This window comes from Ruegeria sp. BHSB064, from assembly GCF_059613205.1.
Genome location: NZ_JBXWSB010000002.1, coordinates 35,209 through 59,017 on the forward strand (window position 1 = coordinate 35,209; position 23,809 = coordinate 59,017).

At 58.2% G+C, this 23,809-nt stretch carries 25 protein-coding genes; 18 read left to right on the plus strand and 7 right to left on the minus strand.

Annotated features, from left to right (window positions below):
• Positions 1–3: 3 nt before the first annotated feature.
• The 3 genes from AC2FNU_RS00770 to dusB are packed head-to-tail and all read right to left on the minus strand — an operon-like array spanning position 4 to position 3,439.
• Positions 4–1,371 (minus strand): response regulator, encoded by a 1,368-nt coding sequence (locus AC2FNU_RS00770; RefSeq protein ID WP_496784244.1) that lies wholly within the window; start codon positions 1,369–1,371, stop codon positions 4–6.
• Positions 1,371–2,459, minus strand: coding sequence for a two-component system sensor histidine kinase NtrB (locus AC2FNU_RS00775; protein WP_496784245.1), 1,089 nt, complete (start codon positions 2,457–2,459; stop codon positions 1,371–1,373). Before AC2FNU_RS00775 ends, AC2FNU_RS00770 begins: the two co-directional genes overlap by 1 nt.
• Positions 2,456–3,439, minus strand: a complete 984-nt coding sequence (gene dusB / locus AC2FNU_RS00780; RefSeq protein WP_496784246.1) for a tRNA dihydrouridine synthase DusB — start codon at positions 3,437–3,439, stop codon at positions 2,456–2,458. Before dusB ends, AC2FNU_RS00775 begins: the two co-directional genes overlap by 4 nt.
• Positions 3,440–3,620: 181 nt before the next feature.
• Here dusB and AC2FNU_RS00785 point away from each other — a divergent pair, with 181 nt between their 5' ends.
• From AC2FNU_RS00785 to AC2FNU_RS00815, 7 genes are all read left to right on the plus strand, one after another.
• Positions 3,621–4,751 carry a bifunctional 2-C-methyl-D-erythritol 4-phosphate cytidylyltransferase/2-C-methyl-D-erythritol 2,4-cyclodiphosphate synthase gene (locus AC2FNU_RS00785; RefSeq protein ID WP_496784247.1) on the plus strand — a complete coding sequence of 377 codons (1,131 nt, stop codon included), beginning with the start codon at positions 3,621–3,623 and terminating at the stop codon, positions 4,749–4,751.
• The gene (locus tag AC2FNU_RS00790; RefSeq protein WP_496784248.1) at positions 4,748–5,245 is read left to right on the plus strand and encodes a phosphatidylglycerophosphatase A family protein; all 498 of its coding nucleotides are present in this window, start codon (positions 4,748–4,750) and stop codon (positions 5,243–5,245) included. The genes AC2FNU_RS00785 and AC2FNU_RS00790 overlap by 4 nt, the downstream gene beginning before the upstream one ends.
• Positions 5,242–5,709: a CinA family protein gene (locus tag AC2FNU_RS00795; protein ID WP_496784249.1), complete on the plus strand. Its 468-nt coding sequence runs from the start codon at positions 5,242–5,244 to the stop codon at positions 5,707–5,709. Before AC2FNU_RS00790 ends, AC2FNU_RS00795 begins: the two co-directional genes overlap by 4 nt.
• Before the next feature lie 204 nt (positions 5,710–5,913).
• Entirely contained in the window at positions 5,914–7,095 is a 1,182-nt protein-coding gene (locus tag AC2FNU_RS00800; protein WP_496784250.1) for an ammonium transporter, read from the plus strand.
• A 137-nt stretch (positions 7,096–7,232) separates the two neighbouring features.
• Positions 7,233–7,913 carry an orotate phosphoribosyltransferase gene (locus AC2FNU_RS00805; RefSeq protein WP_171183461.1) on the plus strand — a complete coding sequence of 227 codons (681 nt, stop codon included), beginning with the start codon at positions 7,233–7,235 and terminating at the stop codon, positions 7,911–7,913.
• 225 nt (positions 7,914–8,138) lie between these two features.
• Positions 8,139–9,629: a replicative DNA helicase gene (locus AC2FNU_RS00810; protein ID WP_496784251.1), complete on the plus strand. Its 1,491-nt coding sequence runs from the start codon at positions 8,139–8,141 to the stop codon at positions 9,627–9,629.
• A 121-nt stretch (positions 9,630–9,750) separates the two neighbouring features.
• Positions 9,751–10,797: a Hint domain-containing protein gene (locus AC2FNU_RS00815; protein ID WP_496784252.1), complete on the plus strand. Its 1,047-nt coding sequence runs from the start codon at positions 9,751–9,753 to the stop codon at positions 10,795–10,797.
• 37 nt (positions 10,798–10,834) lie between these two features.
• Here AC2FNU_RS00815 and AC2FNU_RS00820 read toward each other — a convergent pair whose 3' ends face one another.
• Positions 10,835–11,374 carry a GNAT family N-acetyltransferase gene (locus tag AC2FNU_RS00820; protein WP_496784253.1) on the minus strand — a complete coding sequence of 180 codons (540 nt, stop codon included), beginning with the start codon at positions 11,372–11,374 and terminating at the stop codon, positions 10,835–10,837.
• A gap of 240 nt (positions 11,375–11,614) precedes the next feature.
• Between AC2FNU_RS00820 and alr the strand changes: the two genes are divergently transcribed.
• The 11 genes from alr to AC2FNU_RS00875 all read left to right on the plus strand — a co-directional run bounded on the left by alr (position 11,615) and on the right by AC2FNU_RS00875 (position 21,456).
• Entirely contained in the window at positions 11,615–12,649 is a 1,035-nt protein-coding gene (gene alr / locus AC2FNU_RS00825) for an alanine racemase (protein WP_496784254.1), read from the plus strand.
• Positions 12,646–13,428, plus strand: coding sequence for an MlaE family ABC transporter permease (locus AC2FNU_RS00830; protein WP_480799739.1), 783 nt, complete (start codon positions 12,646–12,648; stop codon positions 13,426–13,428). The genes alr and AC2FNU_RS00830 overlap by 4 nt, the downstream gene beginning before the upstream one ends.
• On the plus strand, positions 13,425–14,171 hold the full coding sequence (locus AC2FNU_RS00835; protein ID WP_171237694.1) for an ABC transporter ATP-binding protein: 747 nt from the start codon (positions 13,425–13,427) through the stop codon (positions 14,169–14,171). The genes AC2FNU_RS00830 and AC2FNU_RS00835 overlap by 4 nt, the downstream gene beginning before the upstream one ends.
• On the plus strand, positions 14,171–14,551 hold the full coding sequence (locus tag AC2FNU_RS00840; protein ID WP_496784256.1) for a hypothetical protein: 381 nt from the start codon (positions 14,171–14,173) through the stop codon (positions 14,549–14,551). The genes AC2FNU_RS00835 and AC2FNU_RS00840 overlap by 1 nt, the downstream gene beginning before the upstream one ends.
• Positions 14,552–14,568: 17 nt before the next feature.
• A complete protein-coding gene (locus AC2FNU_RS00845) occupies positions 14,569–15,024 on the plus strand; it encodes a paraquat-inducible protein A (RefSeq protein WP_496784257.1) in 456 nt (151 codons plus the stop codon).
• A 150-nt stretch (positions 15,025–15,174) separates the two neighbouring features.
• Positions 15,175–15,957, plus strand: a complete 783-nt coding sequence (locus AC2FNU_RS00850; protein WP_496784258.1) for a DNA repair protein — start codon at positions 15,175–15,177, stop codon at positions 15,955–15,957.
• A 121-nt stretch (positions 15,958–16,078) separates the two neighbouring features.
• A complete protein-coding gene (gene radA / locus AC2FNU_RS00855; protein WP_496784259.1) occupies positions 16,079–17,443 on the plus strand; it encodes a DNA repair protein RadA in 1,365 nt (454 codons plus the stop codon).
• 40 nt (positions 17,444–17,483) lie between these two features.
• Positions 17,484–18,077, plus strand: a complete 594-nt coding sequence (locus tag AC2FNU_RS00860; protein WP_480799744.1) for a CvpA family protein — start codon at positions 17,484–17,486, stop codon at positions 18,075–18,077.
• 653 nt (positions 18,078–18,730) lie between these two features.
• Positions 18,731–20,254: an amidophosphoribosyltransferase gene (purF, locus tag AC2FNU_RS00865; protein ID WP_496784261.1), complete on the plus strand. Its 1,524-nt coding sequence runs from the start codon at positions 18,731–18,733 to the stop codon at positions 20,252–20,254.
• A 266-nt stretch (positions 20,255–20,520) separates the two neighbouring features.
• The gene (locus tag AC2FNU_RS00870) at positions 20,521–20,769 is read left to right on the plus strand and encodes a hypothetical protein (RefSeq protein ID WP_496784262.1); all 249 of its coding nucleotides are present in this window, start codon (positions 20,521–20,523) and stop codon (positions 20,767–20,769) included.
• 42 nt (positions 20,770–20,811) lie between these two features.
• A complete protein-coding gene (locus AC2FNU_RS00875; protein ID WP_496784263.1) occupies positions 20,812–21,456 on the plus strand; it encodes an SDR family NAD(P)-dependent oxidoreductase in 645 nt (214 codons plus the stop codon).
• A 60-nt stretch (positions 21,457–21,516) separates the two neighbouring features.
• On the opposite strand, the gene AC2FNU_RS00880 is transcribed toward AC2FNU_RS00875, so the two are convergent.
• From AC2FNU_RS00880 to tatB, 3 genes are all read right to left on the minus strand, one after another.
• Positions 21,517–22,359, minus strand: a complete 843-nt coding sequence (locus AC2FNU_RS00880; RefSeq protein WP_496784264.1) for an ATP-binding protein — start codon at positions 22,357–22,359, stop codon at positions 21,517–21,519.
• Positions 22,360–22,472: 113 nt separating this feature from the next.
• Positions 22,473–23,354, minus strand: coding sequence for a twin-arginine translocase subunit TatC (gene tatC / locus AC2FNU_RS00885; protein WP_496784265.1), 882 nt, complete (start codon positions 23,352–23,354; stop codon positions 22,473–22,475).
• The gene (gene tatB, locus AC2FNU_RS00890) at positions 23,351–23,809 is read right to left on the minus strand and encodes a Sec-independent protein translocase protein TatB (protein ID WP_496784266.1); all 459 of its coding nucleotides are present in this window, start codon (positions 23,807–23,809) and stop codon (positions 23,351–23,353) included. The genes tatC and tatB overlap by 4 nt, the downstream gene beginning before the upstream one ends.

Here is a 23,809-nt window from a genome sequence, read left to right on the forward strand (position 1 = left end):
ATATTACATCAGTTTGCGGCGGCGTGTCACCTGAATATCGAGGTCAGTGATTTTTTTTCGCAGCGTATTTCGGTTGATTCCCAGCAAATCGGCACATTTCGCCTGATTTCCGCCGGTTGCATCCAGCGCAATTTCGATCAACGGGGCCTCAACTTCGCGCAAAATGCGCTGATACAGGCCCGGCGGCGGCAGAATATTGCCGTGAAGATCAAAGTACCGACGCAGATGGCGCTCGACCGAGGTCGACAGTTTTTCACGCTCGCCCCCGCTGAGAACCGGTTCCGCCTCGGGCTGGCTGCCCAGTACCATTTCCACCTCGGCTTTCGAGATTTCGTCGGCGCGGCTGGTCAAACCCAACCTGCGCACCGCGTTTTCCAACTGCCTTACGTTACCGGGCCAGGAATAGCGGCGAACCAGTTCCACCGCTTCGGGACTGAGCCAACGTTTCGCTCCGCTTTCACGTTCCTCGCGAGCCAAGAAATGCTCGGCCAGAAGCGGAATGTCGTCCACTCTTTCGCGCAGAGACGGCACATGAATGGTGGCACCGCACAACCGGTAATACAGATCCTGACGGATGCGTCCGGTTTCCATGCCTTCTGTCAGATCCGACTGGCTGGTGGCCATGAAACGCGGAACGTGATCGCCGGGCGTGTCCATCATGCGCACGATCCGGGCCTGAACCTCATCATCGATATCGGCAATCTCATCAATCAAAAGCGTACCGCCGCGTACCCGCGCCAATACCCGCGCGGGGCCTTCCAGATCCCGCAACTCTGCCGCGGTAACAGTGACAAAAGGCAAGGTGCGACGGTCGGAAAAGTCGTGAATAGCGCGCGCAATCAAAGACTTACCCGTACCACTTTCACCAGAAATCATCACTGAAAGATCGGTATTCATGACCCGAGCAACCAGCCTGTACAAAGCTTGCATCACCGGGGTACGCCCGACCAACGGCAACTCGTCCGGGCGTTCGCTATCTGCTTCGGTGCTCTCCGGCTGCGCACGTTGTTTCTGATCCAGCGCACGCGCGGTTCGCTTCATCAGGTCTGGCAAATCGAACGGTTTGGGCAGGTAATCATAGGCATCTGCCTCTGCGGCCTGAATCGCGGTCATGATCGTGTTCTGCGCTGAAATCACAATGACTGGCAGACCCGGGCGATCCTGGGCAATCTTTGGCAGCATTTCCAACCCGTTGCCATCGGGCATGACCACGTCCGAGATCACCACATCGCCCTTGCCCTCGCCGACCCAGCGCATCAACGTGGTCAGAGACGACGTTGCATGTACCTTGCACCCAGCGCGCGTCAGGGCCTGTGTCAAAACGGTACGGATCGTGCGGTCATCATCCGCAACCAGTACTGTGCCATCCATTAGGTGGTCTCCTTCTTGTGCTCGGCGTCTTCGCGCGGCGCGCGGCGCAGCGACAGTTTGAATACGGTTCGACCAGGGACGGAATCGGCCGAAATCCAGCCGTCATGGTCCGATATGATCTTGCTGACCAGCGCCAGCCCAAGGCCGGTGCCGTTCTCTTTGCCCGAAACAAACGGATCAAAGATATCACCACGAATGTCTTCGGGCAGGCCCGGGCCGTCATCTATGATCTCGATCTGTAAAGGCAGCGAATGGCCGGACCCGTCGCTGCGGCGCAACCGGAAAGAATGCTCGAAATAGGTCCGCAGTCGAATAGTGCCGCCCTGAGGTTCGGCAGCCTCTGACGCGTTTTTGAGCAGGTTCAGCACCACCTGCAACAATTGATCCGGGTCTCCGAACGCCAGCGGCAAGGATGGGTCGTAGTCTTCGATGATCGTCATATCCGCGCCAAACCCCAAAAGGGCGGAACGCCGTGCACGATCCAGAACGTCGTGGATATTGACTGGCTTGAAGTCGGGTTTCTGCAAGTTTCCAAATTGTTCAACCTGCTCCAGCAGTTTCACGATCCGGCGGCTTTCAGCCACGATAAGGTCCGTAAGTTCAAGATCTTGCGCCGGGATATTCATGCTCAGCAACTGCGCGGCACCCGTGATCCCGGCCAAAGGGTTCTTGATCTCGTGGGCCAGCATCTCGGCCATTCCGATGGCCGATTGGGCCGCCGATTTGACGGTGTTGCCCCGTGTCATCCGCCCCGATAATTCACGCGGCGAGATGATCATGATCATCGATCCCGGGTACCCAACCAAGGGTGCAATCTGCAACGCGCATTGCAATGGCGCACGATTTCCCGATCCGGCGTCTACATCGTTCACAAACAGAGGCGTGCCATAGGTCCGGGCACGTTCAAAAGCCTCTTCCAGCGGCGCATCGACGGCGATCTGATCCCATACAGGATGGCCGATCACAGCCTTGCGGGACGCGTTCAGAAACCCCTCACCTGCCGCATTCACATCAGAAATGCGATCGTCCGCATCGATGATGAAGGCCGGAACGGGCAATGAGTTCCAGATGCTGGCGTTCGAGTTCATGCCGCCACCTCGCCTGTTTCACTCAATGCGTCGGCCAACAGGCGAAGCACTTCCTTTGGATCGCGCGAAGTCAGAACAGCCCGCCGCAAAGGCGCCGGTGTCGCGGCCTCATCCATGTACCAGCCAAGATGTTTGCGGGCGACGCGCAGGCCCAGATCCGTCCCATAGAAGGACAGCATCGCCTGATAATGTGCCTGCACCATGTCGATCAGGTCCGCTCCGTCCGGGATTTCGGGGGCGTCGGCCCCGTAAATGTCGTGACAGATCTGCGCCAATAGCCAGGGTTTGCCCTGCGCGCCGCGTCCAACCATCACCCCATCCGCGCCCGACTGCTGCAATGCGGTGTTGGCGGCAGCGGTATCCACGATATCGCCATTTGCAACCACAGGAATTGACACAGATTCTTTCACGGCCCGGATCGCCCGCCAATCGGCATGACCTTTGTAAAACTGACACCGCGTGCGCCCGTGGATCGTGACCATCTGAATACCGGCGTCCTGCGCCCGTCGCGCCACGTCAGGTGCGTTCAGCAGAGAATCGTCCCAGCCCAACCGGGTTTTCAAGGTCACAGGTACATCAACTGCATCGACCACAGCTTCGATCAGGGTCAGCGCATGATCCGGCGTTTTCAGCAGCGCCGAGCCAGAATAGCCATTGGTCACTTTCTTGGCGGGACAGCCCATGTTGATGTCGATCACACGCGCGCCCCTGTCCGCCACCTGACGGGCGGCTTCAGCCATCCAGTGTGCCTCGCGCCCGGCCAATTGCACGGCGGTGTTTTCCACATCCGCGGACAGTTCCGCACGTTCGCGCACACCGGGCTTGGCTTGCACCATCTCTTGACTGGCAACCATTTCGCTCACCACCATACCGGCACCAAACCGCATCACCAGATCGCGAAACGGGCGATCCGTGATTCCGGCCATCGGGGCCAGCAACACTGGTGGGTTTACTTCCTTGTCAGCGAGGTGAAGGGTCAACGTGCTTAATCCTTGGGCAGTTGCTGATTTGATATCGAATTCCACGCATATGAACAACAAAACGGCGCTGAACAAGCCCGCAAAATCATCACTTGCCTATTTTTTAATCGTTTTACCTTGGGTGATTGCCTCTGCTTTCACCGCCGCCTAAACACAGCCAAGACAAAGGAGCGTCCGAGACATGACGACAGCCGCCATCATAGTCGCCGCAGGGCGCGGATTGCGCGCCGGAGGCGGCGTGCCCAAGCAATGGCGCAGCCTTGCGGGACGTCGCGTGGCCGACTGGACGATCGAACAGTTTCGAGGACAGGTGGATCACACCGTTCTGGTACTTTCGGATGACGACACGCCAGCATGGGAAGAGTTTCGTAACACCGACCTGATCCTCGCCTCGGGCGGATCAGATCGCTCAGGCTCGGTCCGCAGCGGATTAAGGGCTTTGGAAGGTCTGGGTGTGCAACACGTTCTGATCCACGACGTGGCCCGCCCTTGTGTCTCATCGCGCATCATACAGGACGTGTTGACCGCGCTGGAAACGCATCAGGCGGCTGCGCCGGGGCTTGCTGTCACGGATGCGTTGTGGGTTGGGCGGGATGGCGCCGTAACAGGCACGCAGGACCGCAATGGCCTTTACGCTGCGCAAACACCGCAGGGGTTTCACTATGATGCCATCACTGCCGCCCACGCGGCCCATTCGGGCGGCGCTGCGGATGATGTGGAGGTCGCCCGCGCGGCAGGCTTTGATGTTTGCATTGTCCCCGGCGACGCAGACAATCTGAAAATCACCCGACCCGAGGATTTTGCCCGGGCGGAACGGATAATGGGAACGGATATGGATGTAAGACTTGGCAACGGGTACGACGTGCACCGTTTTGGCGACGGGGATCACGTTATCCTGTGTGGCGTGAAGGTGCCACATGGGCGCGGATTGCAAGGGCACTCGGACGCAGATGTTGGGATGCACGCCGTGACCGATGCGATCTATGGCGCTTTGGCGCAGGGTGACATTGGTCAACACTTCCCGCCCTCAGATCCGCAATGGAAGGGGGCTGCCAGCGAGATTTTCCTGCGCCATGCCGTCGAGCTGGCGGGGCAGATGGGATACCGCATTTCGAATGTCGATTGCACTTTGGTCTGCGAGTATCCAAAGATCGGCCCTCATGCCGCTGCCATGCGCGCCGAAATGGCTGAAATCATGGGGTTAAGCGCAGATCAAGTCTCGGTCAAGGCCACCACATCCGAACGTTTGGGCTTTACTGGTCGCAGCGAAGGGATTGCCTCGCTCGCCACGGCCTGCCTGGTGAAGGCATGACTGCGGCACAGGTGATCGGCACAGTCGGCGGCGTCGGCTATTTGCGCCCTGCCCCAGGCACCTGGGGATCCCTGGCGGCGCTGCCGATGGCCTGGGTGTTGCATGCGCTGGGTGGGTTTCCCCTGCTGGTACTTGCAACGCTGGCCGTTTTTGTTGGCGGCCTTTGGGCAACCCGCGTGATGACCGAGGGTCAGGATGATCACGACCCGTCAGAAATCGTCGTTGATGAGGTCGCAGGCCAATTCATCGCGCTTTGGGCGATTTCTTACCCGTCTTGGGCCCATGGGATCGACATTACCGCCCTTTGGCCCGGTTGGGTGGCTGGGCTCATCCTGTTCCGCCTGTTCGACATCACCAAGCCGGGCCCCGTTGGCTGGGCCGACAGACGGGGCGATCCCATGGGCGTTATGCTGGACGACGTCATCGCTGGCGTTTTTGCAGCCATCGGCGTGATGGTTCTTGCAGGAATTGCTCACGGAGTTCTGGGGCTATGAACGTTACCGAACTGCTGGATCTTGCCAAGGCGCAGGGTGTGATGATTGCCACGGCTGAAAGCTGTACCGGCGGAATGGTGGCTGCGGCCCTGACGGATATTCCCGGCAGCTCTGCGGTGGTGGATCGGGGCTTTGTCACCTACACAAACGAAGCCAAACAAGACATGCTGGGCGTTCTGGCCGCGACCCTGACCACGCATGGCGCTGTATCCGAAGAAGTTGCCCGCGAGATGGCCGACGGGGCGCTTCGACACTCACAGGCGCAGCTTGCCGTGTCGATCACCGGCATTGCCGGACCGGGCGGATCCGAGTTCAAGCCGGAAGGGCGCGTGTGTTTCGGACTGGCCCGCGATGGCCGGAATACGCAGACCGAAACCATCGAATTTGGCGCGTTGGGGCGGAATGCTGTGCGTCTGGCTGCGCGGGATCACGCGTTGGATTTGCTCAAAGACGGGCTTTCATAAACGCCTATTCTTTAGGCGCACCGCACCAAAAGCTGCAAAAACTGTCATCACTTGTGCAAAAGGCGACAATTTAAGCGCCTTTTATAAGTCTGCCTCTTTTTTCCCCACCTTTCCTCCCTTTCAAGGCTGCGCACACACTCACACGGGTCCGGAGAGCTGCCGATCAGCTCTCGTGACCAAACGCAGGGGAAAGGAGAACGGCCCATGAATGGAGCCGATACAGCCTGGATCATCGTTGCAACCGCACTGGTCCTTTTCATGACATTGCCGGGCCTTGCCCTGTTCTATGGTGGGCTTGTACGTGCCCGAAATGTGCTCAGCGTGTTCATGCACTGCTTCTCAATCGCCTGTTTGATGAGCATTCTGTGGCTCGTTGCGGGCTACTCGATCGCCTTCGGCCCCGGCGAAAGCGGGATTTGGGGTGGTCTGGGCAAAGCGTTTCTGAACGGTGTGGATGCCGACAGCCTTGCAGGCACCCTGCCCGAGATCCTGTTCTTCGCCTTTCAGATGACCTTTGCGATCATCACACCGGCGCTGATTGTGGGGGCTTATGTCGAACGTGTTGGCTTTGGGTTCGTCCTGACCTTTTCGGCCCTGTGGATGCTGCTCTGCTACGCGCCGGTGGTCCACTGGATCTGGGGCGGCGGAATGCTGGCTGATGGCGGTATTCTGGGTGAGATTGGTGTGCGCGACTTTGCAGGCGGCATCGTTGTCCATGAAACTGCCGGTCTGGCTGCTTTGATCATCGCCGTCATTCTCGGCCCGCGCCGCAACCGCACCACACCGCCGCACAACCCCGGTTATGTCATGGTTGGAGCGGCAATGCTGTGGGTCGGTTGGTTCGGTTTCAATGGTGGTTCGCAACTTGCAGCAGATGGTGGCGCCGCAATGGCCATGACCGTCACGCATCTGTCCGCCGCAACCGCGTCGCTGACATGGGCCCTGTGGGAACGTATCCGCTTTGGCAAGGCTTCGATGGTTGGTCTGGTCACGGGCACGATTGCCGGTCTGGCCTCGATCACCCCGGCATCGGGCTTTGTGGGTCCGGTACAGGCGCTGATCATCGGTGCGGTCGCCGGTGTCCTGTGTCAGGAGGCCGTCAATGTCATCCGCAACAAGCTGAACATCGACGATACGCTGGATGTCTTTGCGGTGCATGGCGTCGGCGGCATTTTCGGTACCATCATGATAGCTGCATTTGGCCTTGGGACATGGACCGCGCAATTGGGCGGGCTGGTGATCGTGGGTGCCTTTACGGCAGTTGTTACCATTGTGTTGGTGAAGGTGGTTGCACTCATCACCCCGCTTCGCGTAGACGCCGAGACCGAAACAAACGGGCTGGACCTGTCGGTACACGGGGAACGCGCCTACGATATGAGCAGCTAAGCCCACCTTGGCGCTCTGCCCGAAAGGGCGAAAAGCGGACCTCTTGGGGGTCCGCTTTTCTTTTGCGACCCTCTCGACTCCGGGCCAGCGCTCGGGCTATCAGCCCGCAACGTGTTTTCAGCCCCGAGGTTTGCGCCATGATCCCCAGTTCCTTTCCCGACAGCACCGAAATCGCCCGCCTGACTGCGCGGATGCTGCTGGAGATCAAGGCTGTTCATTTCAATGCGCGTGAACCCTTCACGCTTGCCTCTGGCCTGCCCAGTCCGACCTATATCGACTGCCGCAAGCTGATCTCTTACCCGCGTATCCGATCGACCTTGATGGACTTCCTGACCGTCACCGTGATGCGTGACGCCGGGTTCGAGGCGTTCGACAACATCGCCGGTGGTGAGACGGCAGGCATCCCATTTGCCGCCATGGTGGCCGAGCGTATGGCGCTGCCGATGACCTATGTGCGCAAGAAACCCAAGGGCTATGGCCGCAACGCCCGCATCGAAGGCGCGATGAGCGAAGGCGAGCGCGTGCTGCTTGTCGAGGACCTGACCACCGATGGTGGCAGCAAGCTGTCATTTGTCGACGCGATCCGCGAAACCGGGGCCACTTGCGGGCATACAGCGGTGATTTTCTACTATGGCATTTTCCCCGAAACCGAAAAGACGCTGGGCGACCACGGCGTAAAGCTGCATTCGCTGTGCACATGGTGGGACGTTCTTGCCGAGGCCAAGGCGCAGAAAGCCTTTGACCAAGAGACACTTGACGGTGTCGAGGCGTTCCTGAATGACCCACGTGGCTGGCAAGAGGCCAATAAATCCACGTAATCCTCTTGTGGGCAAAATGGGGATAAGTGCATAAGAATCGGGGCATGGGCCACGATATCTGGTGACTTTTCCCTCAGTTCATACATAATAAGCTACGCATACGCAGGCATCCAAACGATCAGGAAAGTTATCCCTAGGCTTTACCCCAACTTAGCCACAGGTATTTCCAGATAGCTTGCAGTGGCGTTTCGCGTGTAAAACCCCCTAACGGGCAGCGGGGACAAGATGAACGAGATCAGCAGTATCGAGCAGGCAGCAGCACAGATTCAAAACGCGGAAACCATGCCGCATTCTATCGAGGCCGAGCAGCAACTGCTTGGCGCGATTCTGACCAATAACGATCTGTATGACCGGGTCGCCTCGATCATCGGGGCCGAGCATTTCTATGATCCGGTCCATGCCCGGATTTATGAAGTCGCTGCCGCCCGTATCGCCAAGAACGCGCTGGCCTCACCCGTCACACTGAAGTCGTTCATGGGCGAAGATGAGGGTCTGAAGGAACTGGGCGGCCCGGCCTATCTGGTCAAGCTGGCCGGGGCCTCGATCAGCGCCTTTGCAGTGCATGATTATGCCCAGATGATCTATGACCTCGCCATTCGGCGCGAGTTGATCCGTCTGGGCCGCGACATCTCGGACAAGGCCGCGCGGGTTGATGTGTCCAGCGAGCCCAAGGAACAAATCGTCGAGGCCGAGCAGCAGCTTTACCAGCTTTCCGAGCAGGGCCAGACCGAACAAGGGTTTCAATCCTTCCTCAAGGCGGTCACAGAAGCCGTCAATGTCACCAACGAAGCCTACCAGCGTGGTGGCGGCATGGCGGGGATTTCCACCGGTCTGGCCGACTTGGACAAGCAATTGGGTGGCCTGCACCCGTCCGACCTGATCATTCTGGCCGGGCGTCCGTCGATGGGGAAAACCTCGCTGGCGACCAACGTGGCGTTTAACGTGGCCAAAGCCTACAAACGCGGACAGAAGCCGGATGGCAGCGAGGGCGCGATTGACGGCGGTGTGGTCGGATTCTTCTCGCTCGAGATGAGCGCCGAGCAATTGGCGGGTCGTGTTCTGGCCGAAGCGTCCGAGATTTCCAGCCACAAGATCCGTCAGGGCGACATGACCGAGGCCGAGTTCCGACGCTTCGTGGACGCGGCCAAAGAACTGGAAGCCTGCCCCCTGTTCATCGACGACACGCCCGCCCTGCCGATTTCACAACTTGCCGCCCGCGCACGGCGGTTGAAGCGAACACACGGGCTGGACCTGCTGGTGATCGACTACCTGCAGCTCTGCCGTGGCATGTCCGACAACCGGGTAAACGAGATTGCCGAAATTTCGATGGGCATGAAAGCCATCGCCAAAGAGCTGAACATTCCCGTCATTGCGCTGTCACAGCTGAGCCGTCAGGTGGAAAATCGTGACGATAAGCGCCCTCAGCTGTCTGACCTGCGTGAATCGGGCTCGATCGAACAGGATGCCGACGTGGTGATGTTTGTGTTCCGCGAGGAATATTACAAAGAGCGCGAAAAGCCCGGCGATCACGAGCTGGAAAAGATGGAAGAGTGGAAGCAGGCCATGGAACGCCTGCATGGCAAGGCCGAGGTCATCGTCGGCAAGCAGCGCCACGGCCCCATCGGAACTGTCGAGCTTTCGTTCGAAGCCCAGTTCACCCGCTTTGGCAATCTGGTCAAACCCTGGCAGCAGGGCGGCGAGATCGAGGGATACTGATCACACTGCTTCTGACAATGGGAACGCCGCTGGTCGAACTGATGGTCTATCCTTTAGGTTGTGTTAGTGTAAGTAAAGGTACCTTGCACAGCATGCTCATAGCGGTCGGAGGCCCCGAGTTTTGCCCGCGATCATCTCGGAAATCAGATATCGGAACGGTCCGAATTTTGCGCCTGACGGGGATTTCATCGAAGTCCGTGTGCCGACCGGAACGGATGTCACCGGGCTTCAGGTTGATGTCTATAACCCAAATGGCACGGTGCGCAGTTCCACAGATGTCGACACCGCGACAATGACGACGGTGGGCGGCTTCGACTACTACGTGGTCACCGCCCGTATCAACCGATTGGGCGCTGTCTCATTGTCCGACAACGGGTCGGTTCTGAGCTTCGTGTCTTTCGATGCGCAGGTGACGGCCACCCAGGGTCCGGCAAACGGTCAAACCTCAACCCAGATTGGCAGTAATGGCACAGATGACACGTCTTCGCTGTCCTCAACCGATGGGGTGAATTTTGTTCAGGATCCAAATCCAAGTCCCGGCGCCCCTTGTTTCACCTCGGGCACGCTGATTCTGACCGATCACGGCGAGGTCCACGTTCAGGATATCGAACCCGGAATGCGCGTCATGACAACCGATGGCACCCTGGAAACGGTACGAATGCGCCTGTCACGGACCCTGCGACACGCGGATCTTTTGAAGAAATCAGATCTCTATCCGGTCTGCATCATGGCTGGTTCATTGGGTCATGGTTTACCGCGCCGTGACCTAATTGTATCGCGCCAACATCGGATGTTGGTCCGCTCGGCCATTGCGCAGCGGATGTTTGCAACGCGGGACGTTTTGATCTCGGCCATCCGATTGACGGAGTTGCCCGGCATTTACATCGACGCTTTGGCGACCAAAGTGACCTATCATCACCTCGTTTTTGACCGTCACGTTGTTCTGTTTGCCGAAGGCGCGCCAAGTGAAAGCCTGTTTACCGGACCTGAGACGTTGAAATTGCTTGCACCAGATGCGCTACAAGAGCTGCTCAAACTATTCCCGTCTCTGATCTGCAATCAAGAAATGACGCCTGCCTGCCACATCCCCAGCGGACGGCGGCAAAAGACACTGGTTGCCCGCCACTTGCGCAACAGCAAGGCGATGATCGATCACCCTCTGATCTAACGGGAAATCCCAAAGGGCCGCTTCTTCATATGGCAAGTCACCAAAGTGTTGGATTATTCAATGCAGCCACGCAACGCGACGGGCCTGTCAGTGAGGTCAGCTCCTGGGCATTCAACGCCTGCCCCAACCATCCGTGCGGATGGCTCAGAGAAAGCGGCGGCTGAGCAGTGTCCTCAGCAATCTGCTTGAACCCCGTTTTACAATAGTACCCCGGATCACCGTAGGTCAGAGCCACATCCACATCCAAGGCCCGCAGTTGGTCCAGACCGTAGGAAATCAACGCTTGGCCAACACCGGTTTTCTGGCTGTCGGTCCTGACGGCCATCGGCGACAGAATGAACACAGAACGCGTATCCTGTGGATACACGACCCGAGAAAAGATAGCGCACCCCAGCAGCATGTTATCGCGATGTGCTGTGCACACCACCAGATCCTCAGGTGGGGTGGTTTCGATCAGGTCTTGCACAAAGGCACCGATCACCGCGCCTTCGCCCTCTCCTTCAGATGCTGAAAAAACATCAGCAAACAGCTGGACCACAGAAGAAGTATCCAGTGTTAGCCCCGTCGAAAACTCCATGATTTCCGCACTCCTATTGCCACTGTCTCGAATGAGTTGCGATGGAACGATCACACCCACAAAATCGTTTTAACACCAATGTGAGGACAATCACAAAACAGATCCTGCACAGCGACAAACCGCCAAAATGTCTTGGTTTTCGGCGCTTTTCGTCGATTGCGGCAACGTGGCAACGCAATACGCTACGGAAATGCACCATTCCCTCTTGACCTTGGACGGCGCAATGTCATGAACAGTGCCATGAGTACTGCACGTTTGACGATCAATCTTCAGGCGCTGGCCAGCAACTGGCGGGCGCTTGATGCGAAGACCGGGGTTGAGACCGGGGCCGTGGTCAAGGCCGATGCTTATGGACTGGGGGCCGGGCCGGTCAGCGATATGCTGGCAGAAGAAGGCGTTCGCAAGTTCTTTGTCGCTGCCGCCGAAGAAGGTGCCGCCGTGCGAGAGGCCGTGGGACCTGGCCCTATGATCGGTGTCTTTTCCGGGCATATGGAAGGTGACACAGATCTGCTGCGCGCGCATGACCTGACACCGCTGATCAACTCGGCTGAGCAGTTTAAGCGCCACGAACAAGCCCTGCCCGATCACGCATTTGGCATTCAGCTGGACAGCGGCATGAACCGTCTGGGGCTGGAGCCCGCCGACTGGGCGGAACTGCGTCCAAAGGCCGAGGCCATGAATCCGGCGGTGGTCATGTCTCATCTGGCCTGTTCCGACGAGCCGGATCACCCGATGAACCAGCAGCAGCTCAAGACCTTTCGCGAGATGACCGAAGGCGTCACCGCACCGCGTTCGCTGGCCGCAACCGGGGGCACCTTTCTGGGGCCGGAATTCCATTTCGATTTCTGCCGTCCGGGCATCGGTCTCTATGGTGGCCTGCCCTTTGCCGGTGCCAAACCGGTTGTCACCGTCGATCTGCCCGTCATCCAGGTGCGTAAACTGGAGGTCGGTGAAACGGTTGGTTACGGCAACAGCTGGGTGGCGCGTCGCCCGTCGCGTATCGCCACCGTTGCGGCTGGGTATGCGGATGGCCTGCATCGCGCCATCGGTGGTGGGATTGACACGTTTGCCGGAAACCAGCCCTGCCCGGTGGTTGGTCGGATTTCGATGGACCTGATCACTGTGGACGTCACCGATCTGCCCCATGACCCGGAACGCCTGCGTATTCTCAACGGCCATCAGACCGTCGACGATCTGGCAGAAGCTGCCGGAACGATTGGGTATGAGATCCTGACATCCTTGGGCAATCGCTATTCGCGAGGCTATGTGGAATGAACCCGATCGCCGCGCTTGGGGGGCTGGGCCGTGCTGTGCTGAGCCTGATGGCGGCCTTTGGCCGTGTCGCATTGTTTGCGCTTGATGCCATCTCGCACATTCTGCGCCCACCTTTTTATCCGCGCGAATTTGGCATGGCGCTGCTGAACATCGGCTGGTTGTCCCTGCCCGTGGTTGGCCTGACCGCGATCTTCACCGGTGGTGCATTGGCGCTGCAGATCTACGCCGGCGGTGCGCGTTTCAACGCCGAAGCGGTGGTGCCCCAAATCGTCGCCATTGGCATGGTGCGGGAGCTGGGCCCGGTGCTGGTCGGCCTGATGATTGCCGCCCGCGTGACCTCGTCCATCGCGGCCGAGATTGCCACGATGAAAGTGACCGAGCAGATCGACGCATTGGTCACGCTGTCGACCCACCCGATGAAATACCTGACCGCCCCGCGTGTCTTGGCTGCGCTGATCACCGTGCCTGCCCTGGTCGCGGTGGGTGACATCATCGGCATTGCCGGAGGCTACACGGTTGCCACTCAAAACCTGGGCTTCAACCCGGCGGCTTATCTGAAGAACACCGTGGATTTCCTTGAAACCCGCGACATCGTCTCATCGCTGGTCAAAGGCGCGGCCTTTGGCCTGATCGCGGCGATCATGGGCTGTTACTATGGCATGAACTCTGGTCGCGGTGCACAGGGCGTGGGCCGCGCCACAAAAGGCTCGGTCGAGGCCGCAGCCGTCCTGATCCTGGCCGCAAACTTCGTTCTCACAGGGGTATTCTTCTCGCTATGATCCGGATGGAGAACGTACATAAAGCCTTTGGCGACAACCACGTATTGCAAGGTCTTAACCTTGAGATCCCCAAGGGCACTTCGATGGTCATCATCGGTGGGTCGGGGACCGGGAAGTCGGTGGCGCTGAAATGTATCCTTGGCCTGATCCACCCCGACAGCGGCATGATCTATGTGGACGGCAAAGACGCCAGCAAGGGCGACCGGGATGCGTTTCTGGCCCGCTTCGGGATGCTGTTTCAGGGCGCGGCGCTGTTTGATTCACTGACCGTCTGGCAAAACGTCGCCTTCCGCCTGCTGCGTGGGTCTCTGAAACGTCCGACCGAAGAAGCGCGCGAAATCGCCATCGAAAAACTGCGCCGCGTGGGCCTGAAATCCGACGTGGCCGACCGCTTTCCGGCCGAGCTGTCGGGCGGGATGCAAAAACGTGTGGGTCTTGCCCGCGCCATCGCCGCCGAGCCCGAGATCATCTTTTTCGACGAACCCACCACCGGCCTTGACCCGATCATGTCCGGCGTCATCAATGACCTGATCCGCGAAATCGTGACCGAGATGGGCGCCACCGCGATGACCATCACCCACGACATGAGCTCGGTCCGCGCGATTGCCGACAACGTCGCCATGCTGCACGGAGGTGTCATCCAGTGGACCGGTCCCGTCGGGCAGATGGATGCCTCGGGTGATCCTTATGTGGAGCAGTTCATCAGCGGAAGCGCGGAAGGGCCGATTGAGGCGGTTCGGTGATGGCTATGGCCGCTGTAGTCCTTTTTGTGTTGCCGCTTTTAGCAATAGGTTTTTCAATCGCAACAGCAGCACAAATCGTTAACGAAACAGACCAAAAAGACCTTGGCCGATGGTTGTTTCGTTTGTGCATGTTGGCATTCTTTTGGTGCGTGCTTTGGTTCGCGTTCGCAATTTCATTGCCCGGAAATACTTGGCTCGCTCGTATCACCCCACCATTTGACATTAAATGGTTGGAACTCTTCAGGGCTACCACATATTCTCTTTCAGCAGCAGTTTTATTCCTGCTATGTCGCTGCTTTTTGCTAGGAGTAAACCCAGGAAAGAGCCTTTCCGCCATTCTTCTTTGGTTGTTGTCGGTTTGGTTGGTTCACGCTTCCTAGTCTACTTTCAGAATTGTATGCTAATGCTCCGCCTCGCCACCCTCTCGCTCCTGATCCTCTACCCCATCGCGTGGTTCGCCCCGCTGATGCGCGCGGGGTTCCTGCCGATCTTTGGCCTCAGCGAAATCAGCGTCATCACCGGGCTCCAGTCCTTGTGGAAATCCGACATCTTCCTTGCGCTGATTGTCACCATCTTCGCGCTCTTTGCCCCCTACATCAAAACCATCGGCACCGCACTGATCCAATGGAACCTGCTGGACGCGCGCGTCCAGCCTGCGCTCAACATCCTTGGCAAACTGGCCATGGCCGACATTTTCCTGATCGCGCTTTACATCACTTTGGCCAAGGGCGTCTCTTACGCCACCATCGAAACCGCATGGGGCCTTTATCTGTTCACGGCCTGCATTCTGGCTTCGATCGCACTGGGTCATATTACAGAGATGACATCTGGTTCACGAAAAGCTCAGACCTAATTGATTGAAAACACATATCTAAGTATCATCTTTATATTTCGAGCAGTTAAGATTTGTAGTTTTCGGGTCCGCAGCGGATCGCCCTAAGTTGTTTGATCTTCCTCCGCTTCGGCCCGGTGTGTTCCGGTTTGAAAAAGGAGTTCGACGATCATGGCCGCCCTCCAAAACATCACATTGCAATGTCAGAATGCCTTTTTAAGATTGACTTTTTTACTGATCTGCATGGCGGCCCTGCTGGCCGTTGCAACCACGATTTTATCCGCTTTGGGCGTGTTGCCCTGGCTTTCGATGCAGGCCGGATTCGGCAACAGACCGGCGACAGATGCCGGGATGTTCATCCAGATCGGGCTGACCGCACTGATTCTCATGTTGGCGTTTTATCTGCCAGCAAATGCGCGAATGATGGCGTTGGAAAACAACCATCGCAAATTTGCCCTCAACATGTATGACATCGCGAACGCGTATCAGATGGCCCACGCCGCCGACCGAGGCGGGCTGTTCATGATGTCCTCAGAGTTCGACGCGGTCAAAGAGCGTATGGCGTTTCTACGCCAGCACCCTGACCTGCAATCGCTGGAACCTGAGATTTTGGAACTGGCCGCGCAGATGAGCCAGATCAGCCAGGAATTGGCCGAAACCTATGGAGACGCACGGGTCGAACGGGCGCAGATGTTCCTGCAACAACGGCAGGAGGAAATTGAGCTGTTCCAGCAGCGTTTGGAAGAGGCTCAGGTCATCCAGAACGAATTGCGCCAATGGACGCGCGATGTGGAAATGGAAGAGACCATCGCCAAGTCGCAACTGGCACGCCTGCGCGATGAACTATTCGAGCTTCTGCCCGAACTGTCGACTCAGTTGCAGACACCGCGCAAAGACAGCACCTCAAAGGCGTCCAGCGTGGTTGCGATGTCCCCCCCTCGGGCGGCGGAATAGGCGCGTCAGCGCCCGCTGTGGGCGATGGCCCATCCGGGCCTGAGGCCGCAGCGCGCCACCGGCGGTGAGGAAAGCCCGCAAGGGCTTGAAGAACCGCCCAAGCTCGGGCACCAAAGGCCGCATGGCAAAAACGACTTCTTTCTCCTGCTCGGCCTGCGGAGCAACACATACGCGGTGGTCCGGACGCTGCGATGCCTGCGGCGAATGGAACACTATCGTTCAGGACGTGCCCCTTTCGGCTGGCCCGACCAAAAAATCCCTCGGCGGCAAACGCGGCCAGTCCATTGCACTCACGGATTTGTCGACCGAGGAAACCCCGCCGCCCCGCACCCTTTGCGGCGTTGAAGAACTTGACCGGGTGTTGGGCGGTGGTCTGGTCCCGGCCTCTGCCCTTCTGGTGGGCGGGGATCCGGGTATCGGTAAATCCACGCTGCTGTTGCAGGCTGCTGCTCGGTTCGCGCGTGCTGGTGTCAAAACCATCTATGTCTCGGGCGAGGAAGCCAGCGCTCAGGTCCGGATGCGTGCACGCCGTCTGGGGCTTGAGGACGCGCCTGTCCAACTGGCCGCAGAGACCAACCTGCGCGACATCCTCACAACGCTTGAGGCTGAAAAGCCCGGTCTGGCGATCATCGACTCGATCCAGACCATGTGGGCCGACAATGTGGACAGCGCGCCCGGATCGGTGTCACAAGTCCGGGCCGCAGCCCATGAATTGACCACATTTGCGAAACGACATGGCGTTTCGATTGTCATGGTCGGCCATGTCACCAAGGAAGGTCAGATTGCCGGTCCCCGCGTGGTCGAACATATGGTCGATACCGTGCTCTATTTCGAAGGCGAGCGCGGCCACCAGTTCCGCATCCTGCGCGCGGTCAAGAACCGCTTTGGCCCAGCTGATGAGATCGGTGTGTTCGAGATGACGGGTAAAGGGCTGGCGCAGGTCACGAACCCTTCGGCCCTGTTCCTGTCGGAACGCGGCACGCCCAGCCCCGGTTCGGCCGTCTTTGCAGGCATTGAAGGCACCCGCCCTGTTCTGGTCGAATTGCAGGCGCTGGTTGCCCCGTCGCCCCATTCCCAGCCCCGCCGCACGGTCGTTGGATGGGACAGCGGGCGGCTGGCCATGATCCTTGCCGTGCTTGAGGCGCGCTGCGGAATCCCCTTTGCCGGGCTCGATGTCTATCTGAACGTTGCCGGAGGGCTGAAGGTCAGCGAACCCGCCGCAGACCTCGCGGTTGCCGCTGCGTTACTCAGCGCGCGCGAAGACACCGCCCTGCCCGCCGACACCGTTGTTTTCGGAGAAATCTCGCTATCCGGGGCACTTAGACCTGCCCCACAGACAGAAAACAGGTTGAAAGAAGCTCAAAAACTTGGTTTCACAGCGGCAATTGCTCCGGCAGGTGGCAAAACCGGCACTGTGGCAGGTCTGTCACTCACCCGACCCTCTGATTTGGTTGGGTTTGTTGGCGAAACCTTCGGAGCAGGTTAAAGTCGCGCCTTGAGGGGCAGAAAACGAACAGGCGAGGGCCATGGAAGGTTTTACAATAATTGACGGGGTCGTTGCCCTCGTCATCGTGGTGTCGGGCTTGTTGGCCTACTCACGTGGTTTCATGCGCGAAGTTCTGGCGATCGCAGGCTGGGTCGCAGCGGCTGTTCTGGCGTTTATCTTTGCTCCGCAGGCCGTCCCACTGGTCAAGGAAATCCCCGTTGTCGGCGACTTCCTGCGCGACAGTTGCGAGCTTTCGGTCATCACCGGCTTTGCTGCCGTATTCGCAATCGCTCTGATCGTGGTCAGCATCTTTACACCGTTGTTTTCATCACTGGTGCAACGCTCGGCCCTGGGCGGTCTGGATCAGGCGCTTGGTCTGTTCTTCGGCATCGCGCGTGGCATTCTGCTGGTTGCGATTGCCTTCTTTGTCTACGACACCGTGATGACGGGTCAGTCTTACACGATCGTCGACGAAAGCCGCTCGGCCAAGGTGTTTGAACAATTCAGCGGTCAGATCGAAGAGCAAAACCCCGAGGCAGCTTTGGGCTGGGTTACAGCACAATATGAAGAGCTGGTGGCCAGCTGCACCGCAGATAACGCCCAACCTGCGACCACTGCACCGGCGGACGGCTAAACGCCTCGCAATCCATAATTCATCGAAAGCCCGGCTCTGACCGGGCTTTTTTCTTGTGGATCAGGTGAAACCTTCGCCACCGCAAACAGTGCATTTGATCGTTTTTAATCCGAAACACCCATCGCACCGGCTGGAGATGGGCTTGCCCAGAATATCGCGGCTTTTGACAACTTCGCCCGCGCCGTTGCAGATCTGACAGGGCGCGCGCCCCATGCCGCGGCATCGATGGCACCGTTGCTTCACCCGTTCCGGTTTCTTTTGCTGAGACTTATGTTGCCACATTCGGGTCCTCTGGGTGTTTCTCCGATCCAGAACTTCACATATTCATAGGCATGACAGCATATATGACTGCACATGTCATCCGTTTCCCGAACATGTGGCGTTGTGCACAATTTCAGCCTGCGGCAATAGGTGAATGTGATCCTTTGATGACAGCCACGCCATTAGGCTTTATGTGGAGGCCAACCCGCCACGGAATCGGAGCCACCGATCTTGTTCTTTCTGTATGAATGCGCGCTGGTCGTGATGATGATCGCCCTATTGGCGTCATTTTTTTCTGCCTCAAATACACCCGCGCACGCGTCACAGATTGTCCGAAGCCGTAAAGCGGTCAATCCTCTGGTCAAATCGTCATAGAAGTTGGAGCCCCGTAAATGTGTGGGATTTTGGGAATCGCAAGCCGGACACATGATGTGTTTGCCGAGATCTATGACGGGCTGCTGATGTTGCAGCACCGGGGTCAGGATGCCTCGGGGATCGTGACTTTCAATGGCGAGTTTTTCCGGGAAAAGAAGGCCAACGGTCTGGTCAAGGATGTGTTCAATGCACAAGACGCCGAAACCCTTCTGGGCCATGTCGGCATGGGTCATGTCCGTTATCCCACCGCAGGGTCGCTCAGCGCGGCCGAGGCGCAGCCGTTCTTTGTGAACGCGCCTTATGGCATCTATCTGGTTCACAACGGCAACATCACCAACACCGCTGAGCAACGCGAGAAAGTTACAGGCAAATACAGCCGTCACCTGCGCACGACGTCAGATTCTGAAATCCTGCTGAACGTTCTGGCCGACAAAGTGGCCGACGCGATCAAGGTAAACGGCAATGCGGAACCCATCCGCAACCTGTTTGCTGGTGTGAAGATGACGATGGAACGGGTTCAGGGCGCTTACTCTGTGATCTGTCTGGTCGCAGGCGTTGGGATGCTGGCCTTCCGCGATCCGTTTGGCATTCGCCCCTTGTCGGTTGCGAAACGCGCGGTGGACGGCGCAGGCGATGACTATGCGTTTGCCTCGGAAGATGTGGCTTTTGGCATCAATGGCTTTGAGAAGCTGCGCGATCTGCGCCCGGGCGAAGCGATCCTAATCGATCTGGACGGCAACATGCACGAGTTTCAGGCCGTCGAAGGTAAACTGACGCCCTGTATCTTTGAGTATGTCTACCTTGCCCGTCCGGATTCATTGCTGGACGGGGTCTCGGTCTACAAGACCCAGATGCGCATGGGTCAGACACTGGCCAAACAGATTCAGGACTCGGGTCTGGAAATCGACCGGATCATCCCGGTGCCGGACAGTGCCCGCCCCGTGGCGCTGGAAGCTGCAAAGATCACAGGCATCCCCTATCGCGAAGGTCTGGTTAAAAACCGCTATGTCGGGCGCACCTTCATCATGCCTGGTCAGGCAGAGCGACAGAAATCCGTCCGCCGCAAATTGAACGCCGTTCCGCTGGAATTTGACGGCCACAGCGTTTTGCTGATCGACGATTCCATCGTGCGTGGCAACACCATCAAAAAGATCGTTCAGATGTGCCGCGACGCTGGCGCCAAAAAAGTCTATGTCGCCAGCGCCTCGCCCCCGGTGAAGTACCCCAATGTCTATGGCATCGACATGCCGACCAAAGCCGAACTGGTCGCAAACGGCAAAGAGATTGAGGAGATCCGCGAAGAACTGGGCGCAGACGCACTGTTCTATCAGCATCTGGATGACCTGATCTGGGCTGCCAAAGAAGGCAACCCCGAGATCGAAGCGTTTGACTGTTCGTGCTTTGACGGAAACTACATCACCGGCAGCGTCAGCGAAGATTATCTGGACAGTCTGGAAAACAGCACCCGCGTCAGCCAGAAACGTGCAGATATGCAGGTTCCGGGCGGGTCGTGGAACGCAGCTAAGCTGGCGTCTGGCTGAACGGGCTCACCTTTACCACACGCCGGTAAGGGCGAACGATTCGCTATCGGAACGTGACGGCTGCGTTCGGTTCGGGCCGTTGTGATGAGTGGGATTTTGCCACAACTCAACGGTGAATGCCGCGTGATCTCAAGGGCTTTATCGCGGGGCGACCTTGTCTCGATGACATCTGTGTGTCATGCGCTTTTGCTTGCCTTCCGGTTTTGATACGAGGCCCGCACCACTCACTTAAAAAGGGGTTTGGGCTACGGTCCAAGCCGCAGATCATGTCGAACGCAAAAGTCAAAAGCGCGGCCACACAGCGGGGCGCGATGAAGAAGAATTCCGTGTCGGTTCTTGGGATCTTTGGACCGAAGGCCGACCTGCGGGCCCTTATGCGGCTTTCGTCGGGCCGCTTGAAAGAGGTGAAAACCGGAAGCCGTGTTGCCTCGGGCACGGTGGTTGCGATTGATGAACACGGCATCATGCTGCGACAAAGCGGCCAGACCAAGCGGATCACCATTCCCGGCAGCTAATCGCGACTTGACGCCCCGCCCGCAGGGGTTCAAACCGCAGCCATGACCGATCAGACAAAAATCGCCCTTATCACCGGGGCCTCTCGCGGGTTGGGCGCTGCCCTCGCCGAAGCGTTGACGCCCGAGTATCACATTGTTGCAGTCGCCCGCACCACTGGCGGCCTGGAAGAGTTGGACGACCGGATCAAAGCCAAGGGTGGTTCGGCGACGCTGGCCCCCATGGACATCACCGATCCAAATGCCATGGCGACCTTGTGCAGGGGCATACATGACCGTTGGGGCAAGGTGGATCTGTGGTTGCACACGGCGATCCATACCTCGGCCCTGACACCGGCTCATTTCATCGATCCGAAAGAGTGGGCAAAGGCCGTCAACACCAACGCCAATGCGACCTCGGTTCTGATCTCCTACGTCACGCCCCTGCTGGGTGAAAACGGCCACGCGGTCTTCTTTGACGACCCGAAAGCCGGTGAAAAATTCTATGGCATCTATGGGGCCACCAAGGCGGCTCAGATGGCTCTGGCCCGCAGCTGGGCAGCCGAAACCGAACGCACCGGTCCACGCGTTTCAATTGTCGAACCTGCACCGATGCCCACCGCTGTACGTGCAAGGTTTCATCCCGGAGAAGACCGGGATGCGTTAAACAGCACGGCAAGTGAAGCAGCGCGCATTCTTGCGCTGCTATAGAAAATGGCCCTTACGGGCCGTGCCTCCGGCGGAGGTATTTTTAGCCAGATGAAGCTGGGATCAGGCGATGTGAACACCGTTGCGCCCGGCCAAATCGACGAAGAATTGCCAGGCAACACGGCCTGAGCGCGAGCCGCGCGTGGCCTGCCATTCAATGGCTTCGGCCCTCAGGGTATCTGCATCGACTGATACGCTATAGGCCGCGCAATAGCGGTCAATCATGGCCAGGTATTCGTCCTGATCGCAGGGGTGGAAACCCAGCCAAAGCCCGAAACGGTCGGACAGTGAAACCTTTTCCTCAACCGCCTCGGACGGGTTAATGGCGCTGGAGCGTTCGTTTTCGATCATGTCCCTAGGCATCAGGTGACGACGATTCGAGGTGGCGTAGAACACGACATTTTCCGGGCGACCTTCGATGCCACCGTCCAGAACGGCCTTGAGCGATTTATAATGCTGATCATCGTGGCTGAACGACAGATCATCACAGAACAGGATGAACCGGTGCGGCGAGGCCCGAAGATGGTTCAGAAGGCGAGCAACCGACGACATATCCTCGCGTTGCAATTCCACCAGCTTCAAATCCGGATGGTCCGATTGCAGGGTTCCGTGCACTGCCTTGACAAGGCTGGACTTGCCCATCCCCCGCGCGCCCCACAACAATGCGTTGTTCGCTTTGTATCCGGCAGCAAAGCGGCGCGTGTTATCAAGCAAAGTGTCGCGCGACCGGTTGATCCCGACCAACAAATCCAAATCGACGCGGTTGACCTGCGTCACCGGCTCTAACCGGTCGGGTTCCACATGCCAGACAAATGCAGGGGCTTCGTCGAAATCCGGAGCGGCCAACGGGGCCGGTGCCATGCGGTCCAGCGCATCAGCGATACGGTTCAGGGCTTGATCATCCATAGGGGCCTCCGGGCGTTTTGGTGTTCAAACCATGTTCCATCCGGCGCAACAAGAGGTGGAAACGAAAAAGGCGCGCCAGAGATTGGCGCGCCTTGTTCAGTGTTTTCTATAGATTACGGTTTTTCTTCGTAGTCCTGCATATGTTCGGCATCCGCTTCGGCCTCTTCATCATCGTAATACCCGTCAGCACGCAGTTGTTCTTCGCGCTTCCGTTCGACCCGAGCGACCAGGAAGATCGAAATCTCGTATAGCCCGTAGACCACAACAAAGAGAATGATCTGCGTGATCACGTCGGGGGGCGTGACGATAGCCGCCAGCACCAGAATGCCTACAACCGCATACTTGCGCACAGCGCCCAATCCTTCGGCACTGACCAGCCCCGCTTTTCCCATTAGGGTTAGGAGAACGGGCAATTGAAAGCAAAGTCCGAAAGCCACGATGAACTTGATCGTCAGATTCAGATACTCTTGCGCCGAACCCTGAAACACCACGCTCAGAGGTGCCGCGGTTGCACCATCTGCCACGGCTTCACCTTCCGCACCGAATTGCTGGAACCCCAGGAAGAAGTCATAGGCCAATGGTGTGACGACATAGAACGCAAAGCTTGCCCCCAACAGGAACATGAAGGGCGAGGCCAGCATGAAGGGCAAAAACGCGTTCTTTTCCGACTTATAGAGACCCGGTGCCACAAAGCGCCACATCTGCATCCCGATATAGGGAAACGCCAGAATGAACCCGCCCAGCAACGAGACCTTGATGGCCACAAAGAAACCTTCTTGTGGCGAGATGAAAATAAGGCCGCAATCCTGTCCACGCTCGGTCAACACCTCGCAAAGGGGATTGGTCAGAAAGTTAAAAAGCGGCGTGGCCACGGTAAAGCAGATGATCATCCCGACCAGAAAGGCCACCACGCAGTGAATCAACCGCGTGCGCAACTCGGCCAGATGTTCGATCAGCGGGGCCGAGGTATCTTCGATCTCGTCGGTCTTGCTCATGTTTTGCTTTCAGTGTTCAGCGCGGCTTCGGCCTCTTCCGCCTTGGCCAGTGCGTCGGCGGCTTCCTTGGCTTTGCGTTCGGCAGCGGCGCGTGCTGTGGTGGCCTGAATTTTCTTGGCCTGCTCAGCGCGCTCAGCGGCCAGTTTACCCGTTTCGCTGTCAGGATCGAACTTGGTGGGATCGATGCTTTTCGCCATATCCTGCGCGGCTTGTTTTACGCCGTCCATTGCGGAACCGACCGGATTCGCCGCCGCGTTGAGACCCTTTTTGATCTCGTTCACGCCAGCCTGATCCGCAGCTTCGTTCATGGCACTGCTGAACTCGCGGGCCATGCCGCGAGCCTTTCCGACAAAACGCCCGACATTTCGGAACAACACCGGCAAGTCCTTTGGCCCCACGACGATCAGGGCAACGATGCCGATGACCAGAAGCTCGGTCCAGCCCAGATCAAACAT